This window comes from Pseudomonas sp. SJZ079, assembly GCF_007993865.1.
Lineage (GTDB): Bacteria > Pseudomonadota > Gammaproteobacteria > Pseudomonadales > Pseudomonadaceae > Aquipseudomonas.
On record NZ_VIUH01000041.1, the window covers coordinates 1 to 22,335 of the forward strand.

22 protein-coding genes and 1 pseudogene are annotated in these 22,335 nt (G+C 63.4%); 16 read left to right on the forward strand and 7 right to left on the reverse strand.

Annotated elements, in window-relative coordinates:
• Positions 1–111: 111 nt before the first annotated feature.
• A complete protein-coding gene (locus tag FBY03_RS22215) occupies positions 112–1,440 on the forward strand; it encodes a mechanosensitive ion channel family protein (RefSeq protein WP_147174519.1) in 1,329 nt (442 codons plus the stop codon).
• A gap of 94 nt (positions 1,441–1,534) precedes the next feature.
• Here FBY03_RS22215 and FBY03_RS22220 read toward each other — a convergent pair whose 3' ends face one another.
• The 3 genes from FBY03_RS22220 to FBY03_RS22230 are packed head-to-tail and all read right to left on the reverse strand — an operon-like array spanning position 1,535 to position 3,509.
• Positions 1,535–2,152 carry a TPM domain-containing protein gene (locus tag FBY03_RS22220; RefSeq protein WP_147174520.1) on the reverse strand — a complete coding sequence of 206 codons (618 nt, stop codon included), beginning with the start codon at positions 2,150–2,152 and terminating at the stop codon, positions 1,535–1,537.
• Between the two features lie 26 nt (positions 2,153–2,178).
• On the reverse strand, positions 2,179–2,901 hold the full coding sequence (locus FBY03_RS23445) for a YgcG family protein (protein ID WP_147174521.1): 723 nt from the start codon (positions 2,899–2,901) through the stop codon (positions 2,179–2,181).
• On the reverse strand, positions 2,901–3,509 hold the full coding sequence (locus FBY03_RS22230; RefSeq protein ID WP_147174522.1) for a LemA family protein: 609 nt from the start codon (positions 3,507–3,509) through the stop codon (positions 2,901–2,903). Before FBY03_RS22230 ends, FBY03_RS23445 begins: the two co-directional genes overlap by 1 nt.
• A gap of 304 nt (positions 3,510–3,813) precedes the next feature.
• On the opposite strand from FBY03_RS22230, the gene FBY03_RS22235 reads away from it, so the two are divergent.
• Positions 3,814–5,151, forward strand: coding sequence for a DEAD/DEAH box helicase (locus FBY03_RS22235; protein ID WP_147174523.1), 1,338 nt, complete (start codon positions 3,814–3,816; stop codon positions 5,149–5,151).
• 54 nt (positions 5,152–5,205) lie between these two features.
• On the opposite strand, the gene FBY03_RS22240 is transcribed toward FBY03_RS22235, so the two are convergent.
• From FBY03_RS22240 to FBY03_RS22250, 3 genes are all read right to left on the reverse strand, one after another.
• Positions 5,206–5,661, reverse strand: a complete 456-nt coding sequence (locus FBY03_RS22240; RefSeq protein ID WP_147174524.1) for a PAS domain-containing protein — start codon at positions 5,659–5,661, stop codon at positions 5,206–5,208.
• A gap of 5 nt (positions 5,662–5,666) precedes the next feature.
• Positions 5,667–6,668, reverse strand: a complete 1,002-nt coding sequence (locus FBY03_RS22245) for a response regulator (RefSeq protein WP_147174525.1) — start codon at positions 6,666–6,668, stop codon at positions 5,667–5,669.
• 209 nt (positions 6,669–6,877) lie between these two features.
• A complete protein-coding gene (locus FBY03_RS22250) occupies positions 6,878–8,128 on the reverse strand; it encodes a TIGR03862 family flavoprotein (protein ID WP_147174526.1) in 1,251 nt (416 codons plus the stop codon).
• Between the two features lie 355 nt (positions 8,129–8,483).
• Between FBY03_RS22250 and FBY03_RS22255 the strand changes: the two genes are divergently transcribed.
• Positions 8,484–8,816 carry a cupin domain-containing protein gene (locus tag FBY03_RS22255; protein WP_147174527.1) on the forward strand — a complete coding sequence of 111 codons (333 nt, stop codon included), beginning with the start codon at positions 8,484–8,486 and terminating at the stop codon, positions 8,814–8,816.
• 308 nt (positions 8,817–9,124) lie between these two features.
• Entirely contained in the window at positions 9,125–9,922 is a 798-nt protein-coding gene (locus FBY03_RS22260) for a hypothetical protein (protein WP_147174528.1), read from the forward strand.
• 12 nt (positions 9,923–9,934) lie between these two features.
• Here the strand turns inward: FBY03_RS22260 and FBY03_RS22265 are convergent, their stop codons facing one another.
• Positions 9,935–10,861 (reverse strand): LysR family transcriptional regulator, encoded by a 927-nt coding sequence (locus tag FBY03_RS22265; RefSeq protein ID WP_147174529.1) that lies wholly within the window; start codon positions 10,859–10,861, stop codon positions 9,935–9,937.
• Positions 10,862–11,052: 191 nt separating this feature from the next.
• Here FBY03_RS22265 and FBY03_RS22270 point away from each other — a divergent pair, with 191 nt between their 5' ends.
• The 12 genes and pseudogenes from FBY03_RS22270 to FBY03_RS23100 form a co-directional block, all read left to right on the forward strand.
• Positions 11,053–11,703, forward strand: coding sequence for a type 1 glutamine amidotransferase (locus FBY03_RS22270; protein WP_147174530.1), 651 nt, complete (start codon positions 11,053–11,055; stop codon positions 11,701–11,703).
• 170 nt (positions 11,704–11,873) lie between these two features.
• The gene (locus FBY03_RS23010; protein ID WP_156088625.1) at positions 11,874–12,038 is read left to right on the forward strand and encodes a hypothetical protein; all 165 of its coding nucleotides are present in this window, start codon (positions 11,874–11,876) and stop codon (positions 12,036–12,038) included.
• A 342-nt stretch (positions 12,039–12,380) separates the two neighbouring features.
• Complete coding sequence (locus FBY03_RS22275) at positions 12,381–12,683, forward strand: aminotransferase class IV (protein ID WP_147174531.1); 303 nt, start codon at positions 12,381–12,383, stop codon at positions 12,681–12,683.
• Positions 12,684–12,916: 233 nt separating this feature from the next.
• Entirely contained in the window at positions 12,917–13,762 is an 846-nt protein-coding gene (locus FBY03_RS22280) for an MIP/aquaporin family protein (RefSeq protein WP_147174532.1), read from the forward strand.
• A gap of 113 nt (positions 13,763–13,875) precedes the next feature.
• Complete coding sequence (gene glpK / locus FBY03_RS22285) at positions 13,876–15,378, forward strand: glycerol kinase GlpK (protein ID WP_147174533.1); 1,503 nt, start codon at positions 13,876–13,878, stop codon at positions 15,376–15,378.
• A gap of 133 nt (positions 15,379–15,511) precedes the next feature.
• The gene (locus FBY03_RS22290; RefSeq protein ID WP_147174534.1) at positions 15,512–16,267 is read left to right on the forward strand and encodes a DeoR family transcriptional regulator; all 756 of its coding nucleotides are present in this window, start codon (positions 15,512–15,514) and stop codon (positions 16,265–16,267) included.
• Between the two features lie 265 nt (positions 16,268–16,532).
• Positions 16,533–18,107 carry a glycerol-3-phosphate dehydrogenase gene (gene glpD / locus FBY03_RS22295; protein WP_147174535.1) on the forward strand — a complete coding sequence of 525 codons (1,575 nt, stop codon included), beginning with the start codon at positions 16,533–16,535 and terminating at the stop codon, positions 18,105–18,107.
• Positions 18,108–18,172: 65 nt separating this feature from the next.
• Positions 18,173–19,621, forward strand: coding sequence for a pyruvate kinase (gene pyk, locus FBY03_RS22300; protein ID WP_147174536.1), 1,449 nt, complete (start codon positions 18,173–18,175; stop codon positions 19,619–19,621).
• A 181-nt stretch (positions 19,622–19,802) separates the two neighbouring features.
• Complete coding sequence (locus FBY03_RS22305) at positions 19,803–19,988, forward strand: hypothetical protein (protein ID WP_147174537.1); 186 nt, start codon at positions 19,803–19,805, stop codon at positions 19,986–19,988.
• Positions 19,981–21,294: a phosphopyruvate hydratase gene (gene eno / locus FBY03_RS22310; protein WP_147174538.1), complete on the forward strand. Its 1,314-nt coding sequence runs from the start codon at positions 19,981–19,983 to the stop codon at positions 21,292–21,294. Before FBY03_RS22305 ends, eno begins: the two co-directional genes overlap by 8 nt.
• Positions 21,291–22,046, forward strand: coding sequence for a triose-phosphate isomerase (tpiA, locus tag FBY03_RS22315; RefSeq protein WP_147174539.1), 756 nt, complete (start codon positions 21,291–21,293; stop codon positions 22,044–22,046). Before eno ends, tpiA begins: the two co-directional genes overlap by 4 nt.
• A gap of 122 nt (positions 22,047–22,168) precedes the next feature.
• Positions 22,169–22,335 (forward strand): annotated as a pseudogene (locus FBY03_RS23100) (NADP-dependent glyceraldehyde-3-phosphate dehydrogenase); the annotation flags it as partial.

Genomic DNA, 22,335 nt, shown 5'->3' on the forward strand with positions numbered 1-22,335 from the left:
CTGAAAGGCTTGAGTATCCATGGTGGGCAGACCTCACAAGCGGATGTCTGCCTTAAAGCTTAGTCCTTGCAACACAATTTTGGGACAGAGCCAAATATAAGGCTGCTAAAAATGATATTGGACGAATTCATTCAGCTGGTTAATAAATTTGTCCACACGGCCAGTGCAGTATTTTCCAAGCCGGAAGTCTATGCGCAAATTGGCATCGTTCTAGCGATCTACCTTGTCGCCTGGGCACTTGCTAATCGCATCAGAAAATACGCCCCGTTCCTTGACGTGAATCACCAAGGCGCTGCCGTTCATCCCTTGCGTAGATTTATTGGCAAGTTGGGCAGTCTGATTTTTCCGCTGCTCGCTATCTTGATGTTGCGAATATCCCTTGAAGTCAGTGAGGGCGTATTGAGCCAGGGCTGGCTTGTGCAGGCAGCACTGACTGTTTCCATATTACTTCTGTTTTATTCGATTGTTCGTGACTTTATACAGAACAGGGTTGCGGCTGGGGTATTCAGGTGGCTGGGCATGCCACTGCTGCTGCTGCACCTGCTCGGTGTGCTGGGTGACTTAATAGCAATACTCGAATCCATATCGGTAAACGTGGGCAATATTGAGGTTTCAGTTTACGGCATCGCCCGTGTTGCCATTTTTGGTTCGCTGCTGTTCTGGCTAGGGCGCATTAGCAGCAAAACCGGCCGATCATTCATCGTTCATCAGGAAAACCTCGATATACGGACTCGCGAAGTTGCCGCGAAACTTTTCGAGGTGGCGATATTCTTTCTGGTATCCCTGTTGATATTGCAGGTCATGGGCATCAACCTCACCACGCTTGCGGTGTTTGGCGGGGCGCTTGGTGTCGGTATTGGATTGGGGCTGCAGGCAATTGCGTCCAACTTTATATCCGGGATCATCATCCTGTTGGACCGCTCGGTGTCCATTGGAGACTATGTCGAACTCGATGACGGCCGCACTGGAATTGTCCGCGAGTTAAATATGCGCTCGACAACACTGGAAACGTTCGATGGCAAAGATATTGTGGTGCCTAACGAAAAGTTCATCGCCGAAATATTTACCAACTGGACGCACAAGGACAAAAGTCAACGTTATCGGGTTGATTTCTCGGTCGCCTATCATTCCGACATCAGGAAGCTGGTCGAGATTATCAAGGCTGTAGTCGCTAGCCACCCGCAGGTGTTTAGCGGCGACGCTGTACCGCTCGAGGAACGTCCCGATTGTGAAATAGACAGCTTTGGCGATTCCGGCATCAACATGTTCGTCGAGTTCTGGATGGAAGGCATCGACGATGGCAAGAACCGTGTGGGCGGTGATCTTCTATTGATGATTTTGGAGGCGCTACAGGAACATGGTTATGAAATACCCTTCCCGCAGCGGGAGGTTCGGGTGGTGAATAAAGACTTTTCAAATAAGGGCAAACAGGGCGATTGAGTCGCCTCTATTAAAGGATGGAGTGGTTTATATGTTAACCACTCCAGCCTGTTGTCCTTCGACTCGGCAGCCGCACCTCGATAGCCTGAATGCCCTAGGGCAGGATCACCAAGTGGTTGGGCAGTTCGTTGCGTTCGCTGGTGGCCGGCACATGCAGCTTCAGTTGCTCGCCGCAGGCCTGAATGCAGCCGAGAAAGCCCTGCAGGGTTTCGCCGCGTTTCACCCGCTGGGTGAAGTCCGCGACTATGGCTTGCCAGGTCGCGTCGGGCAGCCGGCTGGAAATCCCTCGGTCGACCAGGATTTCCACATAGTGCTCGGCCTCCGAGACGAAGATCAGCATGCCGGTCCCGCCTGAGGTGTGGTGCAGGTTGTGTTCGAGGAACTGCCGGCGCGCCAGGTTGGAGGCGCGCCAATGACGCACGGCGCGCGGTATCAGCCGGGTGGTGAGTGGCGGGATGCGCAGCAGCAGGCTCAAGCCGGCAAAGCTCAGCCACTGCACCAACAACAGTTCCTGGGCGCTCAGCCAGGCGCCAAAATAATTGATCGCACCGGGTAGCAGCAGCGCCAGCAGGCTGGCCCAGAGCAGCGGGATATAGGTGTAGTCGTCCGCTCTGGCCGCCAATACGGTGACCAGTTCGGCATCGGTCTCGCGCTCGACCGCGCTGATCGCCTGGGCGACCTGGTGTTGTTCACTTGCACTCAATAACGCCATGGGGCTCGTCTACTCGTTGAATTGAATTACCAGCTGCCGGAAGCGCCGCCGCCACCAAAGCCGCCACCACCGCCACCAAAGCCACCGCCGCCACCAAAACCGCCGCCGGAGCCGCCACGGCCCATACCTGCAGCCAGAAGTCCGCCCAGCAGCAGGCCACGGCGTCCGCCGCGTCCACCACCAATCAGACCGAGGATGACCATCAGCAAGACGAAGAAGGGGATCGCCTTGGCCTGTTTCTCCGGCTTCGCGCTATCGGCCAAGGGTTGGCCACCGAGCACCTGGAGGATCGCGGTCACGCCGTCGTTGATGCCCTTGGCATAATCGCCACGCTTGAAGGCGGGCGTGATGAGCTGGTTGATGATCGTCGAGGATTGCGCATCGGTCAGGCGGCCTTCCAGGCCATAGCCGACCTCGATACGGATTTTGCGTTCGTCACGGGCTATCAACAAAAGGGCACCGTTATCCTTGCCTTTCTGGCCGATACCCCAGTGCCGGCCCAGCTGATAACCGAATTCCTCGATGGGAACGCCTTGCAGGTTCTCCAGTGTCACCACCACCACTTGCTCGCTGCTGGCCTGCTCATGCGCCGCCAGCTGTTGCGTCAACCGTGCTTCGCTCTGCGCATCGAGCAGCTCGGCCTGGTCCACGACCCGTCCGCTCAGCGCGGGGAATTCGGGCTGCGCCTGAGCCAAACAGACCCAGGCCGACAGCAGCAAGAGCAGCGGCAGGCGCAGTACTGCGGACATCAGAATTTCACTTCGGGCGCTTTGTCCGCCTCGGGTGCTGTGGCTTCGAAGTTCTCCCGCACTGACATCTCGCTGTACATCAGGCTGTGCCAGATACGCCCAGGGAAGGTGCGGATCTCGGTGTTGTAGCGTTCGACCGAGGTAATGAAGTCGCGACGGGCCACCGCGATGCGGTTTTCCGTGCCTTCCAGCTGGGATTGCAGGGCCAGGAAGTTTTGGTTGGATTTCAGATCGGGATAGCGTTCGGAGACCGCCATCAAGCGGCTCAGGGCGCCGCTGAGCTGTTCTTGCGCCTGCTGGAACTGGCGCAGTTTCTGCGGATCGTCCAGGGTGCTGGCGTCCACCTGAATGGAGGTGGCCTTGGCGCGGGCTTCGATCACCGCCACCAGGGTTTCCTGCTCTTGCTTGGCGAAGCCTTTGACGGTTTCCACCAGATTGGGCACCAGATCCGCGCGGCGCTGATACTGGTTTTCCACCTGGGACCAGGCCGCTTTGACCTGCTCGTCATAGGTGGGAATGTTGTTGATGCCGCAGCCGGTCAACAGTGCGGCCATGGCCAATAAGGCGGCCACTCGCGCGCCGAACCTGAATCCTGTGGTTGTCTGCATGCTTCGCTGATCTCCATGTTGAGTCGTTAATACAGGCTCACCCTACCTGGCGCCCAGGCGATAAGCCAATCGCGTCGCCCATGAGTGTTGATCTAACGAGCGGCTCGGCTGCGCAAAAGTGTAGACGCAGCTTAGGGAGCATCGGGCGGCCGCAGAGTTCGGGGGTGAGGGCGAAACAGGGTCGAGTCCCTGGAGGACTTGCCGGTTCACGCGGCCGTCAGGGCAACAGAAACGGGCCGATAGGCGCTGCGCAGGGTAAACTGCGCGGATTCGCACATCCGCTTTCCTGGTTCTGGTTACCCTCATGACATTCGCCTCCCTCGGTCTTATCGATCCATTACTGCGCACCCTCGATAGCCTCGACTATGTCGCGCCCACGCCGGTGCAGGCCGAGGCTATTCCTGCGGTACTGGCGGGGCGCGATCTGATGGCCGCGGCGCAGACCGGCACCGGTAAGACTGCCGGTTTCGCCCTGCCGCTGTTGCAGCGCTTGATGATGGAAGGGCCGAATGTGGCCAGTAACTCGGTGCGCGCGCTGGTGTTGGTGCCGACTCGCGAGTTGGCCGAGCAGGTGCAGCAGAGCTTTCTGACCTATGGCCAGCACCTGCCGTTGCGCAGCTACGCGGTGTACGGCGGGGTCAGCATCAATCCGCAGATGATGAAGCTGCGCAAGGGCCTCGACGTGCTGGTGGCGACGCCTGGACGCTTGCTCGATCTTTATCGGCAGAATGCGGTGAAGTTCAACCAGGTGCAGACCCTGGTGCTCGACGAAGCCGACCGCATGCTCGACCTGGGCTTCGCCCGCGAACTGGACGATCTGTTCTGCGCCTTGCCGAAAAAACGCCAGACCCTGCTGTTCTCCGCGACCTTCTCCGAGGCCATCCGTGGCATGGCCAAGGAACTACTGCGCGACCCGCTGAGCATCGAGGTCAGCCCGCGCAATGCGGCGGCCAAATCGGTCAAGCAGTGGCTGATCCCGGTGGACAAGAAGCGCAAGGCCGAGCTGTTCCTGCACCTGTATCGGAGCCAGCGCTGGAGTCAGGTGCTGGTGTTCGTCAAGACCCGCAAGGGCGTCGACGAACTGGAAGCCGAACTGCAGCGCCAGGGCATCAGCGCCGACGCGATTCACGGCGACAAGCCGCAACCGACCCGGCTGCGCGCACTGCAACGCTTCAAGAACAACGAGGTGAAGGTACTGGTGGCCACCGACGTGGCGGCCCGCGGCCTGGACATCGACGATCTGCCGCTGGTGGTCAACTTCGACCTGCCGATCGTCGCCGAAGACTACGTGCACCGCATCGGCCGTACCGGTCGTGCCGGGGCCACGGGGCTGGCGGTGTCGTTGGTGTGCGCCGACGAGGTGCAGCACCTGTCGGCCATCGAGGCGCTGATTCAGCAGGTGCTCAAGCGCGTCGACGAGCCGGACTTCATTCCCGACCATCGGGTGCCACAGACCCTGGCCGGCGGCCAGGTGGTGAAAAAACCGAAGAAGCCGAAAAAAGCCAAGGTGGTGGGCGGCGGCAAAGGGGGCAGCCTCGGCCGTTGGCTGGAGAGCGACGAGCCCGCCGCGCCGCCGATCAAGGCGGTGCGCAAGGTGCCGAACTTCGGTGGCGGGCCGGCCAAGGGCGGTAGAAAGCCGTAGTTCGCGAGGGGCGCCGCCAGGGGGGCGCACTCATGGATGCCGGGTTAGGCTCGGCTAGTGCGCGGCCTGGCTCGCGGTCAGTTGTTTCTTGTGGGTGGCGGCAGCGGTCATGTCGTAGATCACCAGGCACAGGTGGTCGACCTCGCCGCTGGCGCCGCTCAACGGCAGCAGCGTGACGTTCTGGTACATGAAATCTTCCTGGCCGGTAATCGGTTGGTAGCTCTTGAAGTGCACCAGGTAGGGGCGCTGCTCCCACAGGCTGAAGGCCCGGGTGCCGAGTTGCACCACGGTGTCCACCTTGCGGCGTAGCCAGGCTTCGTCGATTTCCGGGAACAGCTCGAACAGCGGCTTGCCGTGCACCTCGTCCGGGCCAATGCCGGAGTGGTTTTCCATGAAACTGTTCCACACCTCCACCTGGTATTGGCGGTCGAGCACGATCACGCCAACGTCGATGCACTGCACGATGTCGAGCAGCCAGTGGACTTCTTTGATATCGATCTGAGTAGCCATGCTGGTCAGTCCATCAGGTAGCGGATTTTGTTGGTCAGGCGCTTGATCGAGTCCTCGGTGAACAGCAGCAGCAGGTCAAAGTGAATGTTGTGGTCTTCCAGGCTGTAGCTGATCTCCACCGCCAGGGTCTTCTTCCAGCGGCGTTGGTTGAGGTGGATCAGCCGCTCGATCGAGGCGTGCTGGCCGAGCAGTTGCGGATGCCCCTGGGAGAAGCGCACGTCGATCTGTTCGGCGATCCCGGCCAGGCAGGCGCCGGTGAGGATGCTGGCGAGGTCGATGAGCATCTCCGACGTTTGGTTATCGTCCTTCGGCTGCCACTGGAGCAGGCGCGCCATATCGGCGACTTCCGAGTCGTGGAACAGCAGCAGCGCCTCGCCGGCAATGCCGTCGCCGATAAAGCCCTGGCACACCGCGCTCAGGCGTTCGCCGCGTTGGGCGTCGGTGAGCGTCATGTGCAGCTCGCTGACTTCGAAGATATTCACCTGCGGCACCGGCAGCTTGACGAACACCCCGAGCACCTTGGCCAGCAGCGCGGCGGCGCGGCCCATGGCGACGTTGCTGACTTCGCGCAGGGCGTCGCGGAAATTCACCTTCAGCTCGATCTGCGCGGCAGGCGGACTCATGGCCGTGGATGGCGCCTGGGGATCGAACAGGCCGTGTTCGATCAGGGTGCTGCGCAGGGTCTCGGGGTCGGCCGGTTTCTTCAGGAAGGCCAGGGCGCCGAGCTGCTTGACGCGGCGCAGGGCTTCTTCCTGAATATCGCCGGAAACCACCACCACCTTGCACGACAAGCCTTCGGCCCGTAGCGCGGCGAGGGTCTGGTAGCCGTCAAACTCCGGCATGGTCAGGTCGAGCAACATCAGCTTGACCTGACCCTGGCGAATGATCGCCAGGGCTTCCTGACCGTTCGCCGCCTGGCTGATGGTCACCGGCCAGTCGGCGGGGAGGGCGCGGATCAACTGCTTGCGCGCCATGTTCGAGTCGTCGCAGACCAGCAAGGGAATCACGGTTGAGGGGCTACCTGTGCGCGTGGATCGGGAGCCGCTCTGTGCCGGCTTGGCGCAAGCATAGCCCCTGCCGCCGGCTAAGCCCAAGGTCGCGCTGCCGCTGACTGCCGCCTGCATGCCGACGATAAGGCTGGCTAGCCGGGTGCGTGACGGGAAAGGGTGAGGCGGCTAATCGCGCAATCGACTCGCCCCAAGGGACTTCGCAGGCTCTAGTCGGCGGGCTGTGCCCGCAGCCAGCGCAACATGCCCAGGCCCGCCTGGCGCCCGCTGGCGAAGCAGGCGGTGAGCAGGTAGCCGCCGGTCGGCGCTTCCCAGTCGAGCATCTCGCCGGCGCAGAATACGCCGGGCAGTTGCCTGAGCATCAGCCCTTCGTCCAGCTGCTCGAAGGGCACGCCACCGGCGCTGCTGATCGCCTCGTCCAGGGGCCGCGGTCTGACCAGGGTGATGGGCAGCGCCTTGAGCGCAGCGGCCAGTTGCGCGGGATCGCTGATCTGCTCGGCGCTGGTCAGCTCGCGCAGCAGCGCGGCTTTCACTCCGTCGATGCCGACCTGGCGATGCAGGTGTTTGGCCATCGAATGCGAGCCGCGTGGCTTGCTCAGCGCTCGGTGCAGTTTGTCCAGAGGGCTTTGCGGCAGCAGGTCGAGTGTGAGGGTGGCCGAACCCTGTTGATCGATCCGCTGACGAATACGCGCCGACAGCGCATACACCAGGCTGCCCTCGATGCCACTGCGGGTGAGGACGAATTCGCCCAGGCGCGGCGCTTCGTCATCCAGGCGCAGGCTCACGTTCTTCAGTGGTGCGCCGGCGAACTTGTCTTGCAGCAATGGACTCCAGCCCGCCACCTCGAAACCGCAGTTGCTGGCCTGCAACGGCGCAATCGGAATACCGCGCGCCTGCAGCAACGGCACCCAGGCACCGTCGGAACCGAGCCGCGCCCAGCTGCCACCACCCAGGGCCAGCAGGGTGGCATCGGCCTGTACGGCAATCTCGCCTGCGGGCGTGGCGATACGCAGCGCGCCACCGTCGGTCCAGCCCAGCCAGCGCCGGCGCGTGTGGATCGCCACACCCTGTTCGCGCAGGCGCTTGAGCCAGGCGCGTAGCAGCGGGGCGGCCTTCATGTCGGTGGGGAACACTCGGCCGGACGTGCCTACGAAGGTGTCGATGCCCAGGCCATGAATCCAGTTGCGCAGGGCCGCGGCATCGAACTCGGCGAGCAGTTGGGCGATCTCTGCGCGGCGCTCGGCGTAGCGCGACAGGAACGGCTCCTTGGCCTCGGAGTGGGTGATATTCATCCCGCCCACCCCGGCCAGCAGAAACTTGCGCCCCACCGAGGGCATGGCATCGAACAGCTCGACCTTGACCCCGGCCAGTGCCAGGACCTCGGCCGCCATCAGGCCAGCCGGGCCGCCGCCGATGATGGCGACCGAGTGGGGGGTGGGGGCAGCGGGCTTATCGGTCATGGGTGTGGGCGGGTCATGGTGGTGGGTGGCGCATTCTACCCGAGGCGCAGTGTCCAGGGCTTGCCGCAGACGGCGATTGACGCGGTGCACCAGGGCTGGCAACGCCCCAAGCAGGCGCCTGGGCGCACACGCGGGGGGCATCTCAGGAGGCACGCCCCTGTCGGCAGAGACTTCGCCTCGATCCATGTCAGCAACCGCACTGCCCCGGCAACGTCAGCCGGGCGCGCCCCACCATGTCCCCTCAGGCAACGATGATTGACTCTTCGTTGATGATCGCGCGCAGCAATTCGCTGAACATCGCGCTGTCCTCTTGCTGCTGCAAGCGGCGCACCTCATTCCATTCAGGCAGCCGCCTATGTTCCCGGTCGCAGATTTGATCGCACTGGCTCGCTCGCTAGCGGTCGATACCGACCATTCGCTGGGCCAGCTATCCGGTTCGTCGTTGGTGCTGCTGAATTTGAAGCCTCAACCCTATCCGGTCGAGCTGCACCAAGAGACTGAGCGCATCCTGGTGCTGCAGGGAGAGGCGGGCGTCGAGTTCGAGCAGGGTGCAGTACGCCTGACCTGCGGCGCGCTGTTGGTCGTCCCGCCTGGACAGCGCCATAGCTTCTCCGCGGATTCGGACGCGGTGGTGCTGGCGATATTCGGCGATCCCGATGCAGCGGCAGCGCCAGCCCCTTCCTGCTGAGCAGGGAGTGCCACGCTGCTGGCTGTGCAATTGCAACAACCTCAAACAATCATAAAAAAGAGGCTTTAGCTCATGAACAAGGTACTTGCAGCAATGTCGCTGGCGCTGATGGTGACTTCCTTCGGCGCCTCGCCTCAGAGTCTCAGTCATCCGAACTTGAGTTAACCAACTAGCTGAGCCGCCCCGGCTTTTCCGGAAGGCAGTCCATCAGCCCGCTGCAGGTACTGTGCGTGCTTGGCCTGGTCGGCTGCGGCTTGGACCTGAAATTCACTTGATAAGTTGTAACTGCGCCTGCCGGGGAGGCATGCATGAAGGACAGAACCGTTCCTGAGAGTTATATCGGCGTATGGCAGCGAACCCTGCTGCAAACCGCTGCTGGTGACGATACCGACACCCGGGTGTTCTGGTTGCAGTCGCGGCGCCTGCATGTCGACCTGCGCATCCCGTTGGATCGGCCGGTTTTTCCGGCTGGCTTGGGCTTGCACGAGGTCAGTCGTGAGCAAGCACTGGCGCTGGCCCAGCAGGGTGGGTTCGCGGGCAGCACCCAGGTGGATGGCGAGCTGTGCCGCTGGCAGCGGGAAATCGACTATCGCCCGCCGGCACTGACGGCGGACGTCGGCGTCATGCGTTTTGCCGCGGCCGATACCCTGCTCGAGGATTGCCAGCACGGCCGCTACCATGAGCGCTGGCAGCGGCTGCCCGATTCGCTGGGGGGCAGCCAGGGTTTTCGTCTGGAGCAGGTGGGCCCGCCTGGCGCTGCGCCGCGGATCGCCTATCTGCTGGTGTGTGGGGCTTACTTTGCTTTTGTGCGCAGCCGCGAGGTCGCCCTGCCGGCTGGCGCTAATCTGCAGTCTTTGGTCGAGGCTGCGCAGCAGCCGCAAGAGCGGGTGGCGCTGCTGGACTGCGAGGTATCGTTCGGACAGCGCGATGGTCAGGCTGCGAGCTGGCAAATCGAGCTGTCGACGCTGCCGCTGCGCGAGGGCACCACGCTGTTTGCCGAGCCGCCGGTGCTCCTCGGCGGGGCTCCGCGCTGGCAGTGCAAAGACCGACTATGGATAACCAGCCCCAACGGTCCGTTGCAGTGGCAAATCAGCGATGTCGATTGAGCGGCAACCCGACTAATCGGAGACGGAACCTGTGGCCTGAGCCGCGGACGTCATCACCTCGACCACATAGTTGAGCCAGCCGCTGGCGCTGCTCGGGCGGTAAACCAGCATCACCTGCTGGGTACAGGAGAAGGGATTGTCGGTCAGCTCGAGGCGTAACAGCTGCAGTTCGTCCAGCGCATAGTCCGGCAGGTAGGCCAGAGCCAAGCCGGCGCGTACCAGGCCGTCGACCAGCAGCAGGTCATCGCTGCGGTAGCGGATGATGCGCGGTTGCCGATCGTCGCGCCAGCCGTCGGTGGCCGGCCCGCCCTGCAATCCGCGGAACGGCGGCTGGGTCGGTACCACGAAGGGGTAGTGCAGGACCTCGGCTACGGTGGCGCGTCGGCCGCTGGCGAGGGCAGCGAGCGGGTGGTTGGCACCTATGGCCACCTCAAAGCGGGTTTGGCCAATCTTCAGTGCACGATGTCGCGGGTCGAGCGCACCGAGGGCCGCCGTGGTCAACAGGGCCAGATCCGCCTCGCCGCGGGCCAGGGCACTCAGCGCCTGGTCTTCCTTTTCATTGCCGAAAGCCACTTGCGCGCCGGGAAAGCGTTCGCCGATCAGGACGGCGATCCGCCGCCCCCAATTCAACTGCAACAGCGCCGGCCCGGCGATCCGGCAGTGGAAGCTGCCGCGAGTGCCCAGAAACTCGCTGCGCATCTGATCAGCGTTGGCTATCAGCGCCGCAGCCCGGTCGAGCAGGCGCGCGCCGTCGGCATTCAAGCGCAGGCTGCGGCCCTGGCGGTCGAACAGCGTGGTCTGTAGGGCTTGCTCCAGGCGTTTCAGCCCCTTGGACAGGGCGCTCGGGCTCAGGTGCAGTTCCCAGGCGGCATCGGTCAGGTTCTGGTGGCGCGCCAGGGCCAGGAATTGGCGCAGGGTGGCGAGGTCGAAGGTTTCCATTTGTTCAATAGAAGTTGAATATTCGTGGATAGAAAAGCAAGGCTGTTGGCGGACAATAGTTGAGGTTTTCTGCCTCGGCAAGGCGGGGCGATGCCCAGGCTGGCGCGCCCAATCCAACTTGCCTCAGCCTGCGTTAAGGAGTTGGCTATGCATGCTTTAAGTTCGCTACTGGCTATTGGGGAAGGCGCCGCATGAAGACAATCGCCTGCATTCAACATCTGCAAGAAGAAGGCCCCGGCGCCCTGGCCGATTGGGCCCTGCACCATGAAGTTGCCATCGAGGTGTTTCGCGCCGACCTGGGGCAGTTGCCGAGCCACGACGGCTACGCGGCCTACGTACTGCTGGGCGGTCCGTTCGATGCGGTAGGGGCGGCTTGCCCATCCTGGCTGGAGCGGGAGAAGGCCTGGCTCGGCGACGTGCTGCGCCAGTCGCGCCCGGTGCTCGGTATCTGCCTGGGCGGGCAACTGCTCGCCGATCGGCTGGGCGCGCGGGTCGCGCCCATCGACCGGCCCGAGGGCGGCTGGTGCGCAGTGGAAATCATCGGTGAGAGCGGGCCTGACCTGGAGGTGCTGCAGTGGCACGAACGCGGTTTCGCCCTGCCGGACGGGGCCCGGCATCTGGCTCGCGGCGTGGACTGGGCGAACCAGGGTTACGCAGTCGGCGAGGCGACGATCGGGCTGCAGTTTCATCCCGAATGGACGCCGCAGATCGTGACTGCGCTGAACCGCCGCTTCGGCGTCGAATCGCCGTTGCCGACGCCTTCGGCCGCGGACGAAGCGCGTTACAAACGCATGCATGACTGGTTCTGCAAACTGCTCGATCGCTGGGCGGGGGCCTGGTGAGGTGATGGCTGCTGCCCGCGAGGCGCTGCAGCCTTGGGCCGGAAAAGTGCAGGCGGCGCCAGGGCAGGCTGCACCTATTCGATGACTACAGGCCACGCACGATTCCCCCTCGCCGAGTCGGTGGCAGAGGCCCGCGCGTTCAGATCGGGGGCAGCCTGCAAAGAGACGACATGCGCGTATTGCTCAACGGCGCCTTCGTGGCGCCGGAGGATGCAAGGATTTCGCTTTTCGACCGCGGCTACATCTTTGGCGATGGCGCGTACGAGCTGATACCGGTGTACGCCGGCAAGCCGTTCCGTCTGGATCAACATCTGCAGCGCATGAAAACCGCCTGAGCGAAATCAGTATCGGCGACCCCCGCCTCGCGCGCCGAATGGAAGCGCCTGATCGGCCAGCTGCTGGCGCACCATCGCGGTCAGCAGCAGGTGCTCTACGTTCAGGTCACCCGCGGCGCCGCGTGACCACCTGTTGCCGTTGCCGGCGCCGCCCCCGCCGTGCTGATGCCGGTCAGCCCCTGCCGCAACCCTCAAGGCCGCGTGCGAGCAGGGCATCACGGCGGTCACCCGTTCCGACTACCGCTGGGGGCGTGGCGACATCAAGTCGATCAGTCTGCTGGCCACGTGCGGCTGTGCCAGCCTGTTGCGGATGTGGCCTAAAGCATTCTGATCCGCGACGGCATGCTGACCGAGGGCTCTATCCGCAGGCTGTTCATCGTCAAGCAGGGCGTGATCGCCGTACCGCCGTTGTCGCACATGAGGCTGCCTGGCCTCAGCTGCGACGCGCTGCTGGAGTTCGCCCGGCGCCAGGGCGCGTCTGTCGCGGCGCGCTCGATCAGCGAGGGCGACCTGCACGCTGTTGACGAAATCTGGATCGCCAGCTTGAGCAAAGAGCTGCTGGCGGTGCCGATGTTCGTTAGCGCAAACCCCGTGATGCAGCCTCGCCTGCGTGAGCGACGCGGACCGTGGATGCGCCCAGCCTAGTCTGGCGCCCGAGGAGGGCGACTCGGTGCTGCTCCTCGCGTGCCGGAGCCCAGCTAGGCAGAGGGCTTGCCGGTCTCGGCGGCCCCGCCGGCGCGCGGCAACGGCGGCACTATCCAAACGAATGTTTTAAATCGATCAAAAACTCCTTTGACAAAATTCTTTTATGAACATAAATTTTCACTTGCGAACAAAGTGAACCCAACAAATACAACATCACGTTCAGGAGACAGTTCATGTCTACACCCGTCCCTCCCTCGCTTTCCTCGCAGTGCACGGCCGAGTTTCTTGGCGTTGCTCTGCTAATTCTATTTGGTACAGGGTGCGTGGCCGCCCTCAAGCTGGCCGGCGCCTCTTTCGGGCTCTGGGAGGTCAGCATCGTCTGGGGTTTAGGCGTCAGTATGGCGATCTACCTGACCGCCGGAGTATCCGGCGCCCACCTCAATCCCGCTGTCAGCATCGCACTCTGGCTGTTTGCAGGCTTCGAGGGGCGTAAGGTTCCTTACTACATCCTGGCCCAGGTGCTAGGCGCGTTCGCGGGTGCCGCCCTGGTCTATACCATGTACGCGCAGTTATTCTTCGATTACGAACAATCCCATGAGATCGTGCGCGGAAGTATGCAAAGCCTGGATCTGGCGGGCGTGTTTTCCACCTATCCCCATGCCTCCCTGGGGATAGCCCAGGCGATACTGGTCGAGGTCATCATCACCGCGGTCCTCATGGGCGTGATCATGGCGTTGACCGATGACAGCAACGGCCTGCCCCGTGGTGCTCTGGCGCCCCTGCTAATCGGCTTGCTGATCGCCGTGATCGGCAGCGCCACCGGACCTCTCACCGGCTTCGCCATGAACCCTGCGCGCGACTTCGGACCGAAGCTGCTCGCGGGTCTGGCTGGCTGGGGGGAGATCGCCTTCACCGGTGGCCGCGACATTCCTTATTTCATCGTGCCGATCGTCGCGCCGATCCTGGGTGCCTGCCTTGGGGCTGCGATCTACAAGTCGATGATCGGCCGCCATCTGTTGCCCGCGGCCGCGGCCACCGTAACTGCTGCAGCATCCTCAACGGCCAATGCCGCGTCCTGATGCACGATTAATCAAGCCCGACCACACCCGACCACACCCGTCGAGACTCCGCCCGGGGCGGCCCCGCTCAAGCTCTGGCTGTCTCGCTAAAACAAGAAAAGGAAGAAGATCGAATGACTAGCAAACGTTACATCGTCGCCTTGGATCAAGGCACCACCAGCTCGCGCGCCATCGTCCTGGACCAGGACGCCAATATTGTCAGCGTGGCTCAGCGCGAATTTACCCAGATCTATCCGCAGCCGGGCTGGGTCGAGCACGACCCCATGGAAATCTGGGCCACCCAGAGTGCGGTGCTGACCGAGGTGTTGGCCCAGACCGGGATCGAGCCGAAGCAGGTCGCCGCCATCGGCATCACCAACCAGCGCGAGACCACTGTGGTCTGGGACAAGCAGACGGGCCGGCCGATCCACAATGCCATCGTCTGGCAATGTCGGCGCAGCGCTTCCATCTCCCAGGCGCTGAAGCAGGACGGCATGGCGGATTACATCCGCGACACCACCGGGCTGGTGGTCGATCCGTACTTCTCCGGCACCAAGGTCAAGTGGATCCTCGACCATGTCGAAGGTAGCCGTGAGCGTGCTGAGCGTGGTGAGCTGCTGTTCGGCACCATCGACACCTGGCTGATCTGGAAATTCACCCATGGTCAAGTGCACGTGACCGACTACACCAATGCCTCGCGCACCATGCTGTTCAATATCCATACCTGCACCTGGGATGCGCGCATGCTCGAAACCCTGGGTATCCCGCGCGCCATGCTGCCGGAGGTGCGCTCCTCTTCCGAGGTTTACGGGCATGCCCTTATCGGTGGTCGCGACGGCGATCAGATTCCGATTGCCGGCATCGCTGGCGACCAACAGGCCGCCCTGTTCGGCCACATGTGCGTGGAGGCCGGCCAAGCCAAGAATACCTATGGCACCGGTTGCTTCCTGCTGATGCACACCGGGGACAAGGCTGTGCGCTCCACCCAGGGCTTGCTGACCACCATCGCCTGCGGCCCCAAGGGCGAGGTGAATTACGCCCTGGAAGGGTCGATTTTCAATGGCGGTTCCACCGTGCAGTGGCTGCGTGACGAGCTCAAGGTGCTCAATGAGTCCCTGGATTCGGAGTATTTCGCCAGCAAGGTCAAGGACAATAACGGCGTCTATCTGGTGCCGGCCTTCACCGGGCTGGGCGCGCCCTATTGGGACCCCTATGCCCGTGGCGCGCTATTCGGTCTGACCCGTGGGGTGAAGGTGGATCATCTGATCCGCGCCGCGCTGGAAAGCATCGCCTACCAGACCCGCGACGTGCTGGACGCCATGCAGCAGGACGCCGGCGAACGCCTGCGCGGGTTGCGCGTGGACGGCGGCGCGGTAGCCAACAACTTCCTCATGCAGTTCCAGGCGGACCTGTTGGGCACGCCAGTCGAGCGTCCGCAGCAGAAGGAAGTGACCGCTCTGGGTGCGGCCTATCTGGCCGGCATGGCCGTGGGCTACTGGCAGGGCCTCGACGAGCTGCGCGGCAAGGCTGCCATCGAGCGGGTCTTCGAGCCGGACTGCGACAGCCAGCAGCGCGAAAAACTCTACGCCGGCTGGCGCCGTGCGGTGGAGCGCACTCGCGGCTGGATCGAGGAGTAAGTGCGAGTCGGCGGCCCGTCTGTGCGGAGCGCGTGCAGGCGGGCTGCCACGCTATATAGCGATGTAAGCAGGGTTGGCTTTAGGTATAGGGCTTATTGTTATACTCCGCGAGAAATCACGGAGCCTTCCCCCCATGCCTTTGTCGCCCCGCCACAAAGACATCATCGAATTGGTTCGCGAGCAGGGTTATGTGAGCATCGAAGAACTCGCGCAGGCCCTGTCCGTCACGCCGCAGACGATCCGCCGAGACCTCACCTATTTGGCCGAGTGCAAGCTGCTCAGGCGCTATCACGGCGGCGCCGCGCACGACTCCAGCATCGAGAACACCGCCTATTCCATGCGTGCCCGGCAATGGCACGAGGAGAAGGAGCGCATCGCCCAGGCGGTGGCGGCCCAGGTCCCGGACCACGCCTCACTGTTCATCACCATAGGCACCACCACCGAGGCCATCGCACGTGCCTTGCTCAATCATCGTGGCCTGAAGGTCATCACCAACAACATGCATGTCGCCACCACCCTGGGCGCCAAGGGCGATTTCGAGGTGTTCCTGGTCGGTGGCAAGGTGCGCGCCGACGGCGGTCTGGTGGGCGAGTCGACTCTGGATGTGATTCGGCAGTTCAAGGTCGATTACGCCCTGGTGGGCATCAGCGGCATCGACGAGGACGGCTGTCTGCTGGACTTCGACTTCCATGAAAGCCGTGCCACCCTGGCCATCATGGAAAACGCCCGGAAAGTCTTCCTGGCCGCCGACTCCAGCAAGTTCGGGCGCAATGCCATGGTCCGCCTGTGCTCCATCACCCAGGTGCATCAGCTGTTCACCGACAAGGTTCCTGATGGCTCGCTGAGCCAGCTCCTGAGCAATCACAAGGTCGCCCTCACAGTCGCCTGAGCCTGGTTCTGCGCTGCTGCGCCTCTGTCAGGCGCACCTCGTGGTGTTGCGCCCGGTGAGTGGCGAGATCGCTTGGCGCGTGTCCTTCCCCTGTCCCTCAACGGGCGCACGTTGCCGTGAACGCCTGGGATTGGTCGCGCCACTTCGTTCAATCGCTCACCAATACTGAAGACTATTTTTTTCGTTCGCGGGGGTTGGCGGAGGGGCTTTTATTGGCATAGGATGTTCGAAAGCGAAAACAAATATTCGTTTACGAGGATTTAAAATGTCTGCCATCCGCCCTAGCGAACGCTCGACAAAGCTCTACGATATCGCCGTGATTGGCGGAGGAATCAATGGCGCAGGGATAGCGGCAGATGCCGCAGGGCGAGGTTTGTCGGTTTTCCTTTGCGAAAAAGATGACCTCGCCAGCCACACCTCTTCCGCCAGCAGCAAGCTGATCCATGGCGGCCTGCGCTACCTGGAACACTACGAGTTCCGTCTGGTGCGCGAGGCCCTGGCCGAGCGCGAGGTGCTGCTGGCCAAGGCCCCACACCTGGTCAAGCCCTTGCGCTTCGTGTTGCCGCACCGGCCGCACCTGCGTCCGGCCTGGATGATCCGCGTCGGGTTGTTTCTCTACGATCACCTCGGCAAGCGGGAAAAGCTCCCGGCCTCTCGCAGCGTGCGTTTCGACAAACGCAGTCCGCTGAAGGCCGAAATCAAGCGCGGTTTCGAATATTCCGACTGCTGGGTGGACGACGCCCGCCTGGTGCTGCTCAACATCCAGGCGGCCCATGAGCAGGGCGCGCGCATCGCAACCCATACCCGCTGCCTCAGTGCCCGGCGGACCGCCGGCGTCTGGGAGTTGGACATGCAGCAGGCCGATGGCCGCTGCTACAGCATTCGTACTCGGGCCCTGGTGAATGCCTGCGGCCCCTGGGTTGCCAGCTTCCTGCGCGAGGACCTGCAGCAGCGTTCGCCCTACGGCATCCGCCTGATCCAGGGCAGCCACATCGTAGTGCCCCGCCTCTATCCGGGAGATCACGCTTACATCCTGCAAAACGAGGACAAGCGCATTGTCTTCGCCATCCCCTACCAGGAGCGCTACACCCTGATCGGCACCACCGATCAGGAATACCAGGGCGACCCCGGCAAAGTCGCCATCACCGCCGCGGAAATTGACTATGTGCTGGCCGTTACCAACGCCCATTTCAAGCACCAGCTCAGCCGTGCCGACGTGCTGCACAGCTTTTCCGGGGTGCGTCCGCTGTGCGACGACGAGTCCGATAACCCGGCTGCCATCACCCGCGATTACACCCTGTCGCTGAACGGCGAGCAGGGCGAAGCGCCGCTGCTATCGGTATTCGGCGGCAAGCTGACCACCTATCGCAAACTGGCCGAGTCGGCCCTGGCGCAATTGGCGCCCTTCTTTCCGGCGATGCGCCCCGCCTGGACCTCCAGCGCCCGCCTGCCGGGCGGCGAGGAGATGAGCAGCCCGGCCGAGTTGCGCCACGCGCTAGTGGCGCGCCATCCCTGGCTGGACGGCGCGCTGGCCGAGCGCTGGGCGCGGACGTATGGCAGCCGTACCTGGCGCCTGCTCGGCGATGCGGGCGGGATGGAGGCGCTGGGCGAGCATTTCGGCGCCGGCTTGTACCGGCGCGAAGTCGACTACCTGATCGGGCACGAGTGGGCCACCGAGGCCGAGGACATCCTCTGGCGGCGGACCAAGCTTGGGCTGGAGTTCTCGGTCGAGGCGCGGGCCAGGCTGCAGCAATACCTGCTCGCCAGGACGGCCAAGGATGCACCGGCCGCGAGCATCCGCACCCCGGCCGCCTATGCGTCGTCGCTGGCGGTCCGCTAACTGCCGGCGGAGCTTCCGACCACGACTGGTTTTCCCTACAACTCCAATAATTAGAGATCCGCAGCATGAAATGCAGAACGAAAATTGTCGCCACCCTGGGGCCGGCCACAGAAAGCCCTGAGGCCATCGAAGGGCTGGTACTGGCCGGGGTGGATGTAGTGCGCCTGAACTTCTCCCACGGCAGCGCGCAAGAACACATCGCTCGCGCCGATCTGGTGCGTGAGATGGCCCGCAAGCACGGGCGCTTCGTCGCGGTGCTGGCCGACCTGCAGGGGCCGAAGATCCGCATTGCCCGCTTCGCCGCAGGCAAGGTGCAACTGGACAAGGGCCAGGGGTTCATCCTCGATGCCACGCTGGACAAGCAGGCCGGCGACGCCCAGGCCGTCGGCATCGACTACGAGGCGCTGATCAACGACAGCCGCCCGGACGACATCCTGCTGCTGGATGACGGGCGCATCGAACTCAAGGTGCTGCGGGTCGAGAGCAGCAAGTTGCATTGCCAGGTGCTGGTCGGCGGCCCGCTGTCCAACAACAAGGGCATTAACCGCAAGGGTGGCGGCCTGTCGGCTGCCGCGCTGACCGAGAAGGACTGCATCGACATCAAGACCGCCGCCGCCATGCGGGTCGATTACCTGGCGGTGTCCTTTCCCCGTGATGCCGCCGATATCCAGCTGGCGCGCCGGCTGCTGCGCGAGGCCGGCGGCGAGGCCGGGCTGATCGCCAAGATCGAGCGCGCCGAAACGGTGAATGACCTCGACGTACTGGATGCCATCATCGAGACCTCCGACGGGGTGATGGTGGCGCGCGGCGATCTGGGGGTGGAGATCGGCGATGCCGAACTGGTCGCGGTGCAGAAGCTGATCATCGATCGCGCGCGCACTCTCAATCGCGTGGTGATCACCGCGACGCAGATGATGGAATCGATGATCACCCAGTCGATGCCGACCCGCGCTGAAGTGTTCGACGTGGCCAACGCGGTGCTCGATGGCACCGATGCGGTGATGCTCTCGGCCGAAACCGCGGCTGGCGCTTATCCGATCGAAACCGTGCAGGCCATGCGCCGGGTGATCATCGGTGCGGAAAAGCATCCCCTGGCGCATCGCTCCAAACACCGTATGGATGAGGTGTTCCACCGGATCGATGAGTCGGTCGCCATGTCGGCCATGTATGCGGCCAATCACCTGCATGGGGTCAAGGCGATCATCTGCATGACCGAGAGCGGCGACACGCCGCGGTTGATGTCGCGGATCCGCTCGCACCTGCCGATCTACGCCTTCTCGCGCAACCCGCGCACGCAGAATCGCGTCGCACTGTTTCGCGGCGTGCAAACCATTCCCTTCGACAGTGATGCCGTGCCCTTGGCTGAGGTCAACAGCCGCGCCGTCGACGAGCTGGTGCGCCGTGGCGTGGTGGTGGAGGGCGATCACGTGTTGATCACTCGCGGCGATCACGCCAGCGCGCAGGGCGGCACCAACTGCCTGCGGGTAATCCGGGTGGGCGACAGTATTTGTTAAGGCTCTGCCCCAATCGGTTGCTGCGCTGCTTAACAGGCCGCCATACGACGCCTGTAGGAGCCAGCTTGCTGGCGATGCTTTTCGCGGTGAAAGGGATCGCCAGCAAGCTGGCTCCTACGCAGAGCTTCGGCTCTGTGCAGCAGATAACCGGGACCTGACCTTTGTTAATCGAGGAGTGAGTGTGAACCGATCCAGTATCCACAACGAACGCAGCGCGCTGGTACCGCCGGCCGAGGGCGACTGGCCGCGCGATTTCGATTTTCGCGAAGCCTATGCCGAACAACGCGAACTGCTCGATGCGCCGGCCGATCGCGCAGTGAACTCAACGACTTCAACGACCTCAACGAGTGCCAAGAGCCATGCATAAAACAACCCTTATCCAGCAGGTCGCGGCGCGGGAAATTCTCGACTCGCGTGGCAATCCCACGGTAGAAGCGCTGGTGACCCTGAGCGGCGGTGCGCTGGGCATCGCCAGCGTGCCCTCCGGGGCTTCCACCGGCACGCGTGAGGCGCTGGAGTTGCGCGACGGCGCGCAGCGCTACCAGGGCAAGGGGGTGATGCGCGCCGTGGCCAACGTCAATGGCGCCATCCGTGACTGCGTGCTGGGCCTGGATGCGTTGGACCAGCAGGCGGTCGATGCGGCGATGATTGCCCTGGACGGCACCGAGAGCAAGGCCGAGCTGGGTGCCAATGCAATTCTCGCGGTGTCGCTGGCGACTGCCCGGGCGGCAGCCGCGGCGCAGGGCGTGCCGCTGTACCAGCACCTGGCGGCCCTCTACGGTCAGCCGGGGCAATTCAGCATGCCGGTGCCGATGATGAACATCATCAACGGCGGCGAGCATGCCGACAACAACGTCGACATCCAGGAGTTCATGATCCAGCCGGTCGGCGCCAGCTCGTTCAAGGAGGCGTTGCGCATGGGCGCCGAGGTGTTCCACACGCTCAAGCACGTGCTGAGCAAGCGCGGCCTGAGCACCGCCGTCGGCGACGAAGGCGGTTTCGCCCCTTCGCTGGCCTCCAACGAGGAGGCGCTGGTGGTGATCCAGCAGGCGGTCGAGCGTGCAGGTTACGTGCTGGGTCGGGACATCACCCTGGCCCTGGATTGCGCGGCCTCGGAGTTCTACCGCGATGGTCACTACGTGCTCGCCGGCGAGGGCAAGGCCTATGACGCCAAGGGCTTTGCCGATTACCTGGCCGGGTTGTGCCAGCGCTACCCGATCGTCTCGATCGAAGACGGCATGGATGAAAGCGACTGGGACGGTTGGGCCTACCTCACCGAGAAACTTGGCCGGCGCGTGCAGCTGGTGGGCGATGACCTGTTCGTCACCAATACCCGGATCCTCAGCGAAGGCATTGTGCGCGGCATCGGCAACTCGATCCTGATCAAGTACAACCAGATCGGCAGCCTCAGCGAGACCTTCGCGGCCATTCGCATGGCCCAGGAGGCTGGTTATGCGGCGGTGATCTCGCACCGCTCCGGCGAGACCGAAGACACCAGCATTGCCGACCTGGCGGTCGCCACTTGCGCCGGGCAGATCAAGACCGGTTCGCTGTGCCGCTCCGACCGGGTCGGCAAGTACAACCAGCTGTTGCGCATCGAAGAGGCGCTGCAGGGACGCGCGGCCTACAGCGCCGAGGCGTTGCTGGCGCGGCGCCAGGAGGCTTGGCAATGAGGCGCAAGCTGGTCATCGGCAACTGGAAGATGCATGGCAAGCATCAGGCCAATGCGCAGCTGTTGGAAGCCTTGCTGCCGGCCCTGGCCGAGTCGGCCGGGGTCGAGACGGCGGTGTGCCCGCCTTACCCCTATCTCGCCCAGGTCGCCGAGCTTCTGGCAGGCAGCACCCTGAAACTGGGCGCACAGAACCTCAGCCGCTTCGACCAGGGCGCCCACACCGGCGAGGTCAGCGCTCACATGCTGCGCGAGCTCGGCTGCCAGTACGTGCTGGTCGGTCATTCGGAACGACGCAGCCTGTATGGCGAAGATGACCGACTGGTCGCGGAGAAATTCGCCGCCGCCCTCTGCGCCGACCTGGTGCCGGTGCTCTGTGTCGGTGAAAGCCTGGCGCAGCGCCGCGGCGAAATCACCGAGCGGGTCGTCGCCGAGCAGATCCAGGCCGTGCTGCAGCGCGTTGGGATTAACGGCCTGGCTGGCGGGGTGATCGCCTACGAGCCGGTCTGGGCCATAGGTACGGGCGAAACCGCGACCCCGGCGCAGGTCCAGGCGGTGCACCGGCATATCCGCAGCCTGCTGGCCGAGCAGGATCCCGCTGTCGCGGCAGCCATGCGGATCCTCTATGGCGGCAGCGTCAAGGCCGCTAACGCCGGCGAGCTATTCGCGCAAACGGACGTCGACGGTGGCCTGATTGGTGGTGCCTCGCTCGATGCCGCTTCATTCGCGGCGATTTGTGCGGCAGCGCAGCGCTAAAACAAGCCACCTGGGCCGCCGGATGATCCCGGCGGCCGGCTTTCAAGCGGGTTTCCGCATTGGCTAATGGGCGCCTGAGTACCGGTCGTCCGCGCCACAAGAAATTATGAAGGGGTAATTGCATGACCACCGTTAGCCGTCTCGACACGCTATTTCCGACCCTGAACGAGATTCCCGAGCAGTACCGCCTGGGCGAGCCCATCGAGCAGCGCGACTACCTGGTCGATGGCCAGTTGCTGACCTGGAACGGCCCACTGGCAACCGTGCGCAGTCCGGTGTTTCTCGCCAC

Bases quoted from the DNA above. Each gene is read 5' to 3' on its own strand.
- FBY03_RS22215 (WP_147174519.1), top strand. From the start codon at position 112: ATGATATTGGACGAATTCATTCAGCTGGTTAATAAATTTGTCCACACG.
- FBY03_RS22220 (WP_147174520.1), bottom strand. From the start codon at position 2,152: ATGGCGTTATTGAGTGCAAGTGAACAACACCAGGTCGCCCAGGCGATC.
- FBY03_RS23445 (WP_147174521.1), bottom strand. From the start codon at position 2,901: ATGTCCGCAGTACTGCGCCTGCCGCTGCTCTTGCTGCTGTCGGCCTGG.
- FBY03_RS22230 (WP_147174522.1), bottom strand. From the start codon at position 3,509: ATGCAGACAACCACAGGATTCAGGTTCGGCGCGCGAGTGGCCGCCTTA.
- FBY03_RS22235 (WP_147174523.1), top strand. From the start codon at position 3,814: ATGACATTCGCCTCCCTCGGTCTTATCGATCCATTACTGCGCACCCTC.
- FBY03_RS22240 (WP_147174524.1), bottom strand. From the start codon at position 5,661: ATGGCTACTCAGATCGATATCAAAGAAGTCCACTGGCTGCTCGACATC.
- FBY03_RS22250 (WP_147174526.1), bottom strand. From the start codon at position 8,128: ATGACCGATAAGCCCGCTGCCCCCACCCCCCACTCGGTCGCCATCATC.
- FBY03_RS22255 (WP_147174527.1), top strand. From the start codon at position 8,484: ATGTTCCCGGTCGCAGATTTGATCGCACTGGCTCGCTCGCTAGCGGTC.
- FBY03_RS22260 (WP_147174528.1), top strand. From the start codon at position 9,125: ATGAAGGACAGAACCGTTCCTGAGAGTTATATCGGCGTATGGCAGCGA.
- FBY03_RS22265 (WP_147174529.1), bottom strand. From the start codon at position 10,861: ATGGAAACCTTCGACCTCGCCACCCTGCGCCAATTCCTGGCCCTGGCG.
- FBY03_RS22270 (WP_147174530.1), top strand. From the start codon at position 11,053: ATGAAGACAATCGCCTGCATTCAACATCTGCAAGAAGAAGGCCCCGGC.
- FBY03_RS23010 (WP_156088625.1), top strand. From the start codon at position 11,874: ATGCGCGTATTGCTCAACGGCGCCTTCGTGGCGCCGGAGGATGCAAGG.
- FBY03_RS22275 (WP_147174531.1), top strand. From the start codon at position 12,381: ATGCTGACCGAGGGCTCTATCCGCAGGCTGTTCATCGTCAAGCAGGGC.
- FBY03_RS22280 (WP_147174532.1), top strand. From the start codon at position 12,917: ATGTCTACACCCGTCCCTCCCTCGCTTTCCTCGCAGTGCACGGCCGAG.
- glpK (WP_147174533.1), top strand. From the start codon at position 13,876: ATGACTAGCAAACGTTACATCGTCGCCTTGGATCAAGGCACCACCAGC.
- FBY03_RS22290 (WP_147174534.1), top strand. From the start codon at position 15,512: ATGCCTTTGTCGCCCCGCCACAAAGACATCATCGAATTGGTTCGCGAG.
- glpD (WP_147174535.1), top strand. From the start codon at position 16,533: ATGTCTGCCATCCGCCCTAGCGAACGCTCGACAAAGCTCTACGATATC.
- pyk (WP_147174536.1), top strand. From the start codon at position 18,173: ATGAAATGCAGAACGAAAATTGTCGCCACCCTGGGGCCGGCCACAGAA.
- eno (WP_147174538.1), top strand. From the start codon at position 19,981: ATGCATAAAACAACCCTTATCCAGCAGGTCGCGGCGCGGGAAATTCTC.
- tpiA (WP_147174539.1), top strand. From the start codon at position 21,291: ATGAGGCGCAAGCTGGTCATCGGCAACTGGAAGATGCATGGCAAGCAT.